12 protein-coding genes, 1 tRNA gene and 2 pseudogenes are annotated in these 12,185 nt (G+C 58.4%); 10 read left to right on the forward strand and 5 right to left on the reverse strand.

The features are described from left to right. Nucleotides 1–212 precede the first annotated feature (212 nt). A complete protein-coding gene (locus GPL20_RS12065; RefSeq protein WP_157329695.1) occupies nucleotides 213–1,130 on the forward strand; it encodes a S1/P1 nuclease in 918 nt (305 codons plus the stop codon). Nucleotides 1,131–1,394: 264 nt separating this feature from the next. Next, nucleotides 1,395–1,616 carry a hypothetical protein gene (locus GPL20_RS12070; RefSeq protein ID WP_146006616.1) on the forward strand — a complete coding sequence of 74 codons (222 nt, stop codon included), beginning with the start codon at nucleotides 1,395–1,397 and terminating at the stop codon, nucleotides 1,614–1,616. Nucleotides 1,617–1,968: 352 nt separating this feature from the next. Here the strand turns inward: GPL20_RS12070 and GPL20_RS12075 are convergent, their stop codons facing one another. After that, nucleotides 1,969–2,121, reverse strand: coding sequence for a hypothetical protein (locus tag GPL20_RS12075; protein ID WP_167532989.1), 153 nt, complete (start codon nucleotides 2,119–2,121; stop codon nucleotides 1,969–1,971). 606 nt (nucleotides 2,122–2,727) lie between these two features. Between GPL20_RS12075 and GPL20_RS12080 the strand changes: the two are divergent. Then, nucleotides 2,728–2,994: pseudogene (locus tag GPL20_RS12080) on the forward strand (transposase); the annotation flags it as partial. A 146-nt stretch (nucleotides 2,995–3,140) separates the two neighbouring features. Here GPL20_RS12080 and GPL20_RS12085 read toward each other — a convergent pair. Then, nucleotides 3,141–3,353 carry a hypothetical protein gene (locus tag GPL20_RS12085; RefSeq protein WP_100233406.1) on the reverse strand — a complete coding sequence of 71 codons (213 nt, stop codon included), beginning with the start codon at nucleotides 3,351–3,353 and terminating at the stop codon, nucleotides 3,141–3,143. A gap of 1,435 nt (nucleotides 3,354–4,788) precedes the next feature. Here GPL20_RS12085 and GPL20_RS12095 point away from each other — a divergent pair. The 3 genes from GPL20_RS12095 (at nucleotide 4,789) to GPL20_RS12105 (ending at nucleotide 6,392) form a co-directional block, all read left to right on the forward strand. Beyond that, nucleotides 4,789–5,142, forward strand: a complete 354-nt coding sequence (locus GPL20_RS12095) for a hypothetical protein (protein WP_157329696.1) — start codon at nucleotides 4,789–4,791, stop codon at nucleotides 5,140–5,142. A gap of 332 nt (nucleotides 5,143–5,474) precedes the next feature. After that, nucleotides 5,475–5,735 (forward strand): hypothetical protein, encoded by a 261-nt coding sequence (locus tag GPL20_RS12100; protein ID WP_157329697.1) that lies wholly within the window; start codon nucleotides 5,475–5,477, stop codon nucleotides 5,733–5,735. Between the two features lie 584 nt (nucleotides 5,736–6,319). Beyond that, nucleotides 6,320–6,392 (forward strand) — tRNA-Ala (locus GPL20_RS12105). A gap of 495 nt (nucleotides 6,393–6,887) precedes the next feature. On the opposite strand, the gene GPL20_RS12110 is transcribed toward GPL20_RS12105, so the two are convergent. After that, nucleotides 6,888–7,322 (reverse strand): hypothetical protein, encoded by a 435-nt coding sequence (locus tag GPL20_RS12110; protein WP_205751158.1) that lies wholly within the window; start codon nucleotides 7,320–7,322, stop codon nucleotides 6,888–6,890. A gap of 309 nt (nucleotides 7,323–7,631) precedes the next feature. Between GPL20_RS12110 and GPL20_RS12120 the strand changes: the two genes are divergently transcribed. Next, on the forward strand, nucleotides 7,632–7,871 hold the full coding sequence (locus GPL20_RS12120; RefSeq protein ID WP_246250394.1) for a hypothetical protein: 240 nt from the start codon (nucleotides 7,632–7,634) through the stop codon (nucleotides 7,869–7,871). 163 nt (nucleotides 7,872–8,034) lie between these two features. After that, nucleotides 8,035–8,307, forward strand: a complete 273-nt coding sequence (locus tag GPL20_RS12125; protein ID WP_146006620.1) for a hypothetical protein — start codon at nucleotides 8,035–8,037, stop codon at nucleotides 8,305–8,307. A 529-nt stretch (nucleotides 8,308–8,836) separates the two neighbouring features. Here GPL20_RS12125 and GPL20_RS39500 read toward each other — a convergent pair. Together GPL20_RS39500 and GPL20_RS12130 are read right to left on the reverse strand one after the other, a co-directional pair. After that, nucleotides 8,837–9,133: an IS110 family transposase gene (locus GPL20_RS39500; RefSeq protein WP_373568189.1), complete on the reverse strand. Its 297-nt coding sequence runs from the start codon at nucleotides 9,131–9,133 to the stop codon at nucleotides 8,837–8,839. Nucleotides 9,134–9,341: 208 nt separating this feature from the next. Further along, nucleotides 9,342–9,754 (reverse strand): annotated as a pseudogene (locus tag GPL20_RS12130) (IS5/IS1182 family transposase); the annotation flags it as partial. Between the two features lie 571 nt (nucleotides 9,755–10,325). On the opposite strand from GPL20_RS12130, the gene GPL20_RS39505 reads away from it, so the two are divergent. Together GPL20_RS39505 and GPL20_RS12140 are read left to right on the forward strand one after the other, a co-directional pair. Next, entirely contained in the window at nucleotides 10,326–10,958 is a 633-nt protein-coding gene (locus tag GPL20_RS39505; protein ID WP_254124927.1) for a Tm-1-like ATP-binding domain-containing protein, read from the forward strand. A 352-nt stretch (nucleotides 10,959–11,310) separates the two neighbouring features. Continuing rightward, entirely contained in the window at nucleotides 11,311–11,907 is a 597-nt protein-coding gene (locus GPL20_RS12140) for an Lrp/AsnC family transcriptional regulator (RefSeq protein ID WP_309143197.1), read from the forward strand. Nucleotides 11,908–12,185 lie beyond the last annotated feature (278 nt).

Consider the following 12,185-nt stretch of genomic DNA (forward strand, 5'->3'; position numbering starts at 1 on the left):
ACAGCGGTCTCATACCAAATAATCTGTGGTTGTAGTGTTTTCGGTGCTGGGCGAATAGAGCGTCTTATACAACCTTTGGCTGGATGGCGCTATCTCAAGGCGCCAGGCTCGTACATGCGTATTCGGCCACGAGGCCGGAAGTGCGTGTGCTTAGTGTCCAGCCACCGATTGTTACCGATTTTGCAAAACCGAACACTTTTTTGGAGAGTGCGATGAAGGCCAAAGCGATACTCCCGTTCGCATTTTGTCTGCTTTCTGCCGGCGACGCCTCCGCCTGGAATCTCAGGGGCCATATGGAGATAGCGGCTATCGCCTGGGATCAGCTGACGCCTAGAGCCAAGGCTAGGGTCAGTCAGCTGCTAAGACTGAACCCGGATTATGATCACTGGGTTGAGGGTTTCTCGAGCCGCGAGAAAAGCAAGGCCGCCTTTACCCGTGCCGCGGGATGGGCGGATGACATCAAGAAAAAGGACGACTACACGGATGACGGCGAAAAGCCGTCAGGTCCCGATTCTGCGCGCAACATAGGCTACCGCGACAAACTGATGCATCGCTACTGGCATTACAAGGATATTCCGTTCTCGCCGGATGGGACCCAGACGCATGACGGGCCCGAGCCTAACGCTGAGACTCAGATTATTACCTTCCGTAATGCGCTCGCCTCGGAAGCTTCTGATGACGTGAGATCGTATGATCTCGTCTGGCTGCTTCACTTGGTCGGCGACGTCCACCAGCCCCTACACGCAACCTCGCGTTTTACCCAGGATTTGCCAGATGGCGATCGTGGCGGCAACGACGTGAAATTGTGTGAAAGGCCGTGCAGGAACGAGCTGCACGCCTTCTGGGACAATCTTTTTGGAACGGGAACGAGCACGCGCGCGGCGATCAACGCAGCAAGAAAGGTCGATGATGCGCCTGCTGGGAGCGCCGCCAACGAGGACGTCCATGCCTGGATCGTGGAGAGCTTCGAGCTGGCCAAGAGCGACGTTTATAAGCCGCCAATCGGCGTGGGCGGTGGGCCGTTCACCATCACCGACACGTACAAGCGAAAGGCGAAGGCAGTTGCGAATGAACGGGCGGCCATCGCGGGAGCACGCCTCGCGAAGCTCCTGAACAACGCACTGCAATAGTGAGCGCGATGCGCCGCCCGGCAGCGACGGTTATGATTGCGATGCTGCCGTTTGCATTCAGCTCATTGGCGCGGGCCGCTCCGGGTGACCGCCTGCGCCGCCGGAACTGCAATCGAGGGGCCGGTGAATAGCATTTGCCTCATTGCGCGACATTACAATTCGAGCGGTTACGCTCTTGCCTCTCCGGGACGAGGACTTTTCCACCTTAATATCACACGACTTCGTAGGCGATTAGGACTGATGTAAAGGTGAGAGAGCGATCCCGTGGATTTCATCTATCCGCTCATCCAATATGTCGCGCTTGGCTATGTCGGGCGCTGTTTTCCCGAGCTTGCCGCATTTGGCCGCCTCTTTCCGCCACCTATCAATCTTGGCTTGATGGTCTACCACCTCGCTGTCCCGCTTCACCAAGAAGCCCCAGCCGGGCTGGCGCGGCTGGGGCTTAAGATGCGTGCCCGTGTTGAGGCGGACACCGCCGGACCCTAGCAAACCTCAAACGGAGTTTTTCGGCGATATGATTTGCCTCTAGGCCGAAAACCTCCGCGGGAGCATTGACCAGCGAGTGTCCGCCTCTGAAAGGTCACGGGCGTCAGCCGCGGCTATCCGTTATGGTAACCTCAATTGGCGCGCTGCTCGTCGCTCTTGTCGTTGGACTTGGCGTTGAACAGAGCGGTCGGCAGATGTCCGACTCGGAAATGAAGGCCTTCGACGCGAAACTGAGAGTGCAAACAGCAATGTATTGAGAGCGTCAAAAATAGCGGCTCATTGGCCGAAAGCATGAAGGCCTATGCTGAGGTTGCCGTGAGGCAATGCACAGAAAAGACGCCGGTCGGACCGATTAGGCGCGATCGAGCCAGTCGCTGTAAGGGCGGTTTTGGAATTTCGACGCGACCTCGTCGAAAAGCTCCCGGGCGGCCTTTTCGTCGCCTTCGATGCTGATCAGGGCAAAGTGGTCAACCACCTTCGGCCTCATGCTGCTGGCATGGGCCAAAACCTGGATCGTGGCTTTCCCATTAGAAAATTGTCGAGTACTCACTTGCTATCCATCCTTGCGCAGATTCATGGCACGATAGGCTTTTTGGCGTAGCTCAACCCGATAAAGCTGGGCTCCTAGTTCCTGTGATGGCGAACTTTCAAGCTATCATGATCTTCGCTTGGTGGTCCGCTGTTCTCATCAACTAGTGCGGGTGAAAGCCTACCCTTGGGGCCGTTCTGACGGCTCGATTTGCGCGGCTTGCGCGGCGGAATCGTGAGTACTGCAACGAGGATGTTGATCAACAGCCAAATACTGAGAAGTACAAGAATCGTTCGCATCAACTTCTCGACCTTCTTGCCCAACAAAGCCGCAAATGGATCGATCGCGTAACTCGGGTACTTGGCACACGACCGCGACTTACAACCTTGGCGGGCCCGGTATGCTGGATTGCACTGATTAGCACTACAGCGAAGGCGAGAACCGTCTTTGATCGGTAGTTATCGGCCGTCTTTCTGCTCTATCGCCGCGTTTGACGCGGCGCCGCCAGCCTCGACGGCTTCGAAGGGGATTCTCCCGGAACCAGTACGTTTGGCCCTAAAGCGTAAAGGCAACGCATGTTGGCCGGATGACGTTGTCGTCATGGATAATCTCGGCAGCCACAAGGGTGCAGGCGTCCGCGCAGCGATCGAGGCTACCGGCGCAAAGCTCCTTTATTTCCCGCCCTACAGCCCCGATCTCAATCCGTTCTCCAAACTCAAAGCTCTGCTGCGCACCGCCGCAGAGCGAACCGTCGAAGGTTTATGGAGCGCAATCGGGCGCTGCCTCGACCGCTTCACGCCGCATGAATGCGCCAACTACTTCGGAGCCGCTGGATACGAACCAACCTGATCGAGAACCGCTCTAGGGGCTAAGCGGCGGCTAAACAGGTAACCCCAGCGATAGGATGGATCTATCGCGGACTGGTGACGAGTACCACGAGAACGCATGGGCATTGAGAACCCGCCGGCTCCCCGGTCGGCGGGTTTTTCAAGCGACTAGCCCTCCTGGCAGGTGATGCCGAGGCTGTCGCAAGTGAGTGCGAAAGACTCTTTTGATTTAGGATCTTCAAAACAGAACCTAGTACCGATCTCCGCGCGGTCGGTCCACCAGCCAACGTTAGCAGCTTTTGCGATACGGGAAGCTTCGCCCCGCAACAGGTCAAGCTGTTTCCCGGCAGCACGAACAATCAGGCAATTCTCCTTGGTCATAAAGGTCTCTCCGAAGGGAATCGGGGGCGCCCCCGTCAGTACGAAGGCCGCAGCAGGGGACTGCTGCGGCCAGCGCGATGGTCAAAATAGACCGGGTGAAAAGGTCTAAGTGAAATATGGAGCCAGCCCCGGTGAGACGGAGCGTACCGCAGCCTTTCGCGCTGGCAATATGATCTACTTCACAATGTTCCGCAGGCTTAACGTGCATCGAGGTGAGGGAAGCCCGCCGGGGCTGGCGAGCTGGCGGGCGTTCACCTCTGAGGGCCGCGTATGTCCCCCACGACGCGATATGCTTAGGATCTAAGCGCCGCGCCGATCGTGCGGAACGTCGCGGCTCGGGCCGCAGGGGTCATACCAGAGCGGCGCCTGCGGCTGCTCTTATCAGGAGGCGTGTGGGAATTTGGACACACATCCGGGAATAATCGGCAAGAGAAGGAACGGCAGATCGGAAATGTGCTTGTCTCTGGCCGGTGACGGCCTCTATCCCACGAGGCAAGAGCCTGTCCGGCGGCCCCAGCATCGTCATGCCCCCCGGCCTGATGCTGGGGCCACCACGGGCGCCGTTTCTGTACGAGGCGTCGATTGGACGAGACTTGGAGGGTCCTGTTTGCGATCAGCGCGACGGCTGTTGTCGCTGTTGGCTCCTTCTTCGCCATCCGGTTTATTATCGGTGTGCACCTCTGACCTCGATCTGAGTTGATCGCTTGCCCGGTGGCCTACAATTGCTAGTCGTGCATCGCCGCGATCAAAGTCAGGACGGACGTCGCCGCCGCGACCGCAGGCTTGGCAAAACGAACCGCGGCTCGACATCAGACAGCCGAACGTCATCCGGTCAGCGATCAGCATCCAAAGCGACGTGGTGGCCGCAATGGCAGTAGACCACGACGCCGCAAGCCCATTCCCCGCATCTCTCCGAACGTGATCTTGCGTGGTCGGCCGTCAGCATGCGTGGGCGTGTGGCGTCGGACAGGACGAGGCATGCCGCCATCAAAGCGGCTTCGTAAGTAGCTCGGTATCGATCCTAGTGGCCGAGAACAGGTGCGAACCACTGCCCATCGTGGGTGTGGACGGCGGCTATGCGGGAGGCTTGTTGTCGATGCACACGTGACCGCCACTGTGACTGCCAGCATCGTCCAGCCGACGATATCGACAGCACTCGTTGCTTCCCTGCATCTCGTGAACAGAAGGCGAAGGGGCGTGTTGCGTGGAGCAGTTTGGAATGCCGCGTAACGCGTTGAATTTGCTGGGAGCGAGCTGGAGCACGCGCAACACGGGCGGCCGCGCAGAACGAAGGTGCAACGGCACCAAGCTCTTGTTTTGCTGATGGAAAGTCTGGCGATCCCGGCAGGGCTCTCAGATTTTCGATTTTTCAACAGGCTGGCGGGCCGCGCCGTCAGAGCTTCTGGATCTCGTTGAAGTGCTGCGAGGGACCGGCATGCGGAAGCCGCAGGGTAGCGCGACGGAGTTCAACCGCCAGATCACGCATGATCTTAGCTTGCCGCCCGTGAGCGCTGAGATCGCTGCTGCGGCGAAGTCGGGCGGCCTGTCGGCTCTGACCAGTGTTCGCGATCGCATCAAGCGCGCGTCGGTCGGCCGCGGCACCGGCCAGTTGGCGGATATGTTCCTGGCGCCAGACAGCGTCGAGCAGATGCGGGGCGTGGCAGCGCGCGCCGCTGAAGCGCCAATGGCGGACGGTCTTCTCAGGCAGTTGATGGTGACGCCTGCTGAGGGTAGGTCGGCATCAACTGAGCTGGTGACAATCGGCGCGGGTCTCAGGTCCGCGCCTTGAGGACCACAGCCGCTATTCCGCTCTCTCCAGGCTCGGCGCGCTCGTTTCTCCGCGTGAAAAGCTTCGTTTTCGTCCGAAACGTACGGAGTTTTCGGTGGAGGTTTGCCGCAACGATTCGTAGCTGCGCGGATAATAGCGAGCAAATGGGGGGGACTTTGGAGTTTATATCAATTCGAGCGGCACTGCTGGGCGTGCTTTCGCTCGCCGTCCTGGCGCACGTCTACTTGGCGCAGGTTCGCTGGTGACTGGACTGTTGCTCGCCGGGTCCTTGGTGCTGTTGATCGTGCTCGGCGAATCGCGCGGGTTGTCGTCAGCTGTCCGCAGGCGCATCCATGCTGGTCAACGGCTTTGGCGGTAAGATCAAGGAGGCGGCGCTGCTCGCCATCACCTTCTGCAGTTATGCGGCCGGGCGCCTTACCGGTCCGGACGATATCCTTACCGGCGTGATCACGGTCGGCTCGATCACCGTGGCGGCGGGGACGCTGGCGACACTTGTTGCGTTGATCGAACAATGGTCCCGGCGGCACGGCAAGCCGTGCGTGTTCGGCGAGTTCGATGGGCGCCGGCGCAATTTGCGACGCTGCTTTGCCTAGTCGTGCTGGCGGCCGCAGCGAGTGCGCAGCGCCTCGCGCCTTATCGCACTCGCTATCATCGCTGCAGTGCCGGCGGCAATATTTGCCGCCTCGATGGTGCGCTTTCCCTTAGTTGCTGCGGCGTTGGGGGTATTCGTCGTCGCGATGCTAATCCGCCACTTGCTTCGGAAAGAAACATCATGGCGGGGTTGAAACGCCTGGCCGCGAGGTTAGGGGCAGCGACGAAAGCTGAAGCGCTATCAATATCTGGGCAATCACCCAGGCGACCGGCAAGCCTGGCCGCAGCATCGGCGACGGGGTCGGTGCCAGATCTGGGTCGAATTGTTCTGAACGTTCCGAAGACGATATCGATCGTCGCCACTCAATTGCCCGAGAACACACCCATTGTCCGTTTATGTTGACACGTTCGCGCTCTCGATCTGATGCGAGTGCGCGTCGCCCGTCGCGACCGGAGCCGATCGAGAATTCGCCAATGCCGTTGGATGCTGGTGTGAGGTCTGCGAGACCGCCAAGCGGACCGCCAATGCATAGTTCATGGCGAACTGGCGCGCGGCCGGGAAGGACAAATCTCGCAAGAAGTTTAAGGGCCCGTAGCTCACCGGGAGAGCGCCGTTTTGCACGCGGCGGGTAGGGGGTCAATTCCCTCCGGGTCCACCATCATCACCAGCACCACCTGCTGATTTGCGGTCGACCTGCGTCTTTTGTGCTCGACCTCCCGGCCGGCGCTGGACCTGCACATTGCTCGGCGGGGAACTGGTAGATCCTAGCGACTGAAAACGCCGCCATGGCTTGTGATCAGAAATCGTAATGGGTGATCAGCGGGATCTCGCCTGGCTTCGCACGGTCCTTGGCCTCGTTCAGAGCTTTTTCCCGGCTCTCGCGTCCAGCGCTCTTGCTCGGCTCGGCAGCTAGCGAGGTTCGCGAGGCCTTGAACTGTCCGTGCTGCTTGCAGTCGAAGCCATCAGAACCTCCGGTGACGGGAAGTTCAGCGGCTTAAGTGCCGCAGATTGGACATGTCGTCATATCTGATTTCCAGCTTTTTTGAGGTTGGGTATATCGAAGCACACTGAGGGACAGAGAAAGGGGAACGCCATGATCGGCGGCGAGACCGCCGGCTAGGGCCGAAAACTGAGGGCGGCCTGTGGGTTTGATCTAATTGCAGGTATCAATTGGATATTGATTAAAGCCGCCGATTCCGACGAAGTATTTGTTGCCGGCCTTGCAGCGGGCTCTGCATTTAGGAATTTCTTCACGGCATATCCCCATAGCGGCGCTTTGCCTTGCCGCGTCAGGAACGTTTGCTTTTGCCCAATTCACGCACAGCGCTCCTTGCTCAGTGCAAGAGCGAGCAGAGACCGTTTCGACGGAAGCCAAGCCAATTGTGCCGATCAAAAATAACATGAAAAATCGTATTTTTATGCCGCTCCTTTTTTCAATTTCCAATGTGCCGACGCTGCTTCGCCATGCCGATCTCATCGATCGCGTCCGCCAGCCCTCGTAAGAAGACTCGATCCACGCATCATCATCGGGCAGCTCCCACTCCCGCAGGCCGGCGACATATCGTGTCAGAGCGATGACGCCGGCCATCGTGGTTGGCGTTGAGCGGATGAGCACATTTGCTGCTCAGTGAGAGTCAGGTTTCTTTGGCCGCTGATTTCGTCGGGCTGGCGCGGCTGGGGCTCAAGATGCGTGCCCGTGTTGAGGGGGACACCGCCGGACCCTAGCAAACTTAAAGCGGTGCTTTTCGGCGAAATGATCCATCCTCAGGACGAAAACGCGCGCGCGGCGTAGCTTCCTGGGGCGTGCAGAAAGACAGCACAGGACGCCCCATCGACGCCGCTGATCGTCATGGTTGCAATGCTAGGAAGTTCCTGGGCAATTTGCCTGCGGAGCAAAATGGTCAAAATGGTAAAGGCATGTCGCAGTACGGTGATGGCACTCACTTTTATAGTAGTCGCCACCATCAATATTCTGTGGGATTTCATGAACAGCTATGTCGCCTGCGGCCTTGCGCTGGCCCCCTCAGTGGCCGCAGGTTTTTGCGTTGAGCGCGCCTTTATTAAGCGGTCCCATCGTGAGATGGTCCGCCGCCGCGGCGCTGCATGGAATTCGGCGAACGAACAGCCCGGTGCATGAACACCTGCAGCTGTCGCGATAGTCAGAGAAGGCGACCTCGCCGGCTTCCGCTGCGGTCCGCTTTGATTGGAAAAGCCTCTGACATTTAGTGCAGTATAATTACTCTCGAAGGTTGTAAGCAGACCTGTCGCAAATCCGGTCAACCAAGATGGGAGTGCGATCGATGCCTCGAAAACCTGGTTCGAACTATTTGACTGGCGCAGCAGGAGCAGCGCTTCTGATTTTGGGAATAGCTATTCTTGGTTCTTTCGTTGTCGACGTCAGAGCTCATCGCGTCGTCGTTAACGGCGGCGCGTGCATCCTATTTGGATTGGTTCTTTTGTGGTGGACCTTTGGTGAAAACGAAAGCTGGGGGATCGGCTTCGAAACGGTGACCATGACAGTCACAGTCGTGACCGCGGTCATCGCGATTCTGGCGCTAAACGTAGCCCCGTGAGGTCAGAGGCTCACGATAAGCAGGATGCCCGGGGATATCGGTGGCGCGACGTCGACCTGGCGTACTGCCGCGTTTCAGCTGCCGAGTTACAGGCGGCGACGGCATTACTCGGCGTCCAGATCCAATAGTTTTCGCAGAAGGTGCCGCCGGTTTCGAGCGCGCCGTTCAGGATCATTTCGGCGATGCTGCCCGGATCAAGCGAATGTCGCGCCGCAAGGCGCGGTAGAAGGCCGGCGTTCTCCACCCGAATAGACGCGCGCCGGCAGCCTCTCGACGCGGGCCCGTGCCCTGAGAGCTGGATATTGCAGCGCCAGGCCCCCGGGAGAACGGTGGTTGTTGGTGACGATGGAGGCTTTGACGCCATCTATGGACCACGCCCGCGATGCAAGAGGAATCGACAAAGGGGATGAAGCGGTTTGCGCCAAATGAGCTGGATCACTCGAGGTGATAAGTTATCCTTTGGCCTGAGAGAATCTGAGGAAGTGCCAATCGGAGCGCTGCCGCTCCTTGCCGGTCCGGCAGCCCTCGCTCAAGCAAAAAGCCTCGGATTTGATTGATGACCGCGGTTCTTTGCGTCACCAATCGACTGCGAACTCCTGTGCAGCGCCTGCAAGTCAAGTTGCTCGGCCGATTTCAACGGGACGAAGCGCATGGTCGGGCGTTGCGCCGCCTCTGCGATGGCTTCGGCATCACGGAAGTCATTTTTGTGGCCCTTAGGTATGGCTTCACATACTGTGCTGGCAAGAGCCGTACTTGATGGCCTAATTTCTCGAGCTTGCGACCCAGGTGGTGTGCTCCTGCACAGGCTTCCATTCCGATCAGGCAGGGCGGAACATTAGCCAGCGACTGCTCAAGCTGATTTCTCGATCGCTTCTTTCGTAGGATGATTGCACCCGTGGCATCGAACCCCACACATGGAATTCTTGCCTAGATCGATACCGATCGTGACAATGTTCGTATGGGACATGGTTTGCGCTCCTCTCTTGGCGGAGCTGTACGTTGCCCCTATGAGCGGGCGTGGTCCATGCCATTAACTCGTAAGGCGCGTCTGCTTTGCCCTTGCCGATGCACTCCACCTCCGGGGCGTGGAAGGAATAAAGCTTGAAGCCGCGCTGGCGCTGCTGCTGCGAGCGGAGCTGCGACGCCCGGCTGAGCGGGAGGGCGAACGTGTTCTCAAGCATCGCCTGACCTTCGATCTTGCGGCGGTTATCGCGGATGATCCGGCCCAGTCGGCTGCGCAGGATGCGCAACTGCCACTGATGCCACTTGAATTGCTTGGCATGGGCGTAGCGTCCCGCCATTACGCGATTTTGGCGATGCGAAGATAGGATTGCCGCAGCTTGACCCCATGCTTCCTCGCCAGACGGTTGAGCCCCTTGATCGCCGCGTGCAAGAGCTTGGCATCGGTCGGGAAGGTGATCGCCTTCGGCTGCACCGTGGTATGTGCGCCATGACGGCGCGAAGAAGGAGGTTGCGCGGTGATCTTGGACCGCGTGGTTTGGAGGCGAGCCTGATGTGTCATTTCCTGTTTATGGAATCCCACCTAGCGCAACGCGCCTTCTGTGGTGATAGCAATGCCAGCAAGCCCCCTCTGCTCAGGGCAAGCAGCGTGCACTAGCGAGCGACGGCCGCAAAGCCACTTTTTGGTCACTTGCCAGTCGTCGAAGGGCTGAACGCTCGATCATTAGATGCGGCGGGAAATTCGCGACGCCGGTGATGCCGGCGTCATTCCAGTCGAGGATTGGCAGGGTCGCCATACCAGTAACGGGCCTTCTGGAAGGCTGCGCAAAGAGGGCGCGTAGACTTGCAATTGTCCGGCTTAGCTATGTCCGACATGTCTGTGGCAAGTCTGCCGGGAACTCTCGCTCTTACCGTTTCTACCCAATCTTACCCACTTGCACCCCTAACCGATCTTATACCCGGGTACAACCAGGTCTAGACCTTCTGTTGCTAGGAGCGGGAGGAAGATCGTGTCTCACCATTGCACGGACGACCAGAGGTCGTTCCGGGATGGTAACGTGTCTGAACTGGCGATTGGATCCGCGGCTACGGGCGCGGTCGCGATCGTGGCCACGCTGGATACGAAGGCTCGCGAAGCGTTTTACCTTGCCGACATCTTCGAGGCGTGCGGCCGCAAGACCATACTGATTGACGTCGGCACGAAGAGGGATGGCGCTAACAAACAAGCCGATGCGAAGGCGCCCAACGAACTCTTGAAGCAGATTGCTGAAAGGACGCGCAGTAAGGCTGGTGACCTCCCGGGATCAGCCTTGGCCCTGGACGTTGAGCATCGCAAACTTGTCCGCCTTGGCTACATCAAGGCAGGTGAAACGACTTCGGAGCTCGCAAAGCAGCTGGGACTAGATTCCGCTGAGCTTAAAAAGACAATCAAGGAACACAATGCGCACGCTGCCAGAGCACGGGATCCCCTCTTGAATGGTGGGGAAAACGGCTTTCAATCGAACCTTCGGCGATCCGACCGTGGAAAAAATCCAAATCTTGGATCAATCATAGACGGACATTTGGGGCGTTTCCGATCATTCCGGCAACGTTCGGCGCGCCCGCCGGATTGGCGACCGACAGTTACGGAAGCGTCCTGGATGCACAAGGCAACGCAATCTAGGGTCTTCATGCTTGCGGCACCGACATGACTTCTCGTGCGTGTATTTTATCCCGCGGCCGGCACAACAATCGGTCGCGCCATCGTTTTCGCATAAGTGCTTCCGCTGATCAGGAGCAAAAAGCCGCGCTTCCGGAGCTCGACCGTCTACCACACTCGTGTGTGCCGAGGGAATATCTGTGCGGGTGGGGGGCGCGCATCGATAGGACTAGAGTGGGACAGCCCTCATCAGCAGCTCTCAGCGAAGGTAGATCCCGACTGGCCACATTCTCGAGATGGCGGCCGGCTTCTAGCGTGGTGAGCCCCGGTGGAGGGGAAGATCGCCGCATCAACTGTCTTCGAGTATCGCGAAGAGCTGGGCTCACATAGGTGTTCCAAGACAGATGAAAGCAGGAGAAATCGATCGTTCAACAGCTAGGCTGCGTGGTGACGAGTCGAAAATGCCAGGACAAGCCGCGCAGGCGTGTCGGACGCGATTGCAATCCGCCAGCCGCGAGGCAGTGATGAAACTCGACAGGATCGATTTTCGTCTTCTTGATCTCGTCCAACGAGATAATCGCCTCTGCAGTGAACATCTTGGAAGGAAGGTCGGTCTATCCGCGTCCGGAGTTCAACGTCGGCTGAAGCGCCTTCGAGCCAAGGGTGTCATTGAGGCCGACGTTTCCATCATTTCTCCAAAAGCAATTGGGCAGAATGTGACGGCAGTGGTTCTCATTTCCTTGGAGCGCACGCGTGCCGACACCGTTGATCGCCTAAAGCGGCAAATTCGCAAGATGTCTGAAGTGATGAGCGCATTCTACGTTACAGGTCTGGCCGACGTCGTCTTGCTAGTTACCGTAAACGATATGGAAGATTACGAGCGGTTTGCCCGGCGTCTTACAGACGAAAGTTCAGAGATAAAACGCATTGAAACAATGGTTGTCATGGATCGGTTCAAAGCAGGCTTCACTTTGCCAATAGCGTCCATCGCATGGTTTTAGGCGACGCACGAAGACGTTGGTTTGCGCAACTGCCGTCGACCGCATCGTAAGGGTCGGCTTTGGCCTTTCAGATGGGCGATACATTGCGTCGCTCGCGTCACGCCAAGATCGTGGCAACCATCCGTGCGGCATGTGCCGAGCCTGAGAAGATACCTGCTCTCTACCTTTCCGGGGTCGATGTCTTTCGGCTAAACGTCGGCCACGAACCCGCGAAGACCACGCCAAGAGTTATGTGTGTATTCGTGAACTCGAGCGGGAATTCGGCCGGCCGACAGGCG

The organism is Bradyrhizobium cajani (genome assembly GCF_009759665.1).
In the GTDB taxonomy this organism is placed as follows: Bacteria; Pseudomonadota; Alphaproteobacteria; order Rhizobiales; family Xanthobacteraceae; genus Bradyrhizobium; species Bradyrhizobium cajani.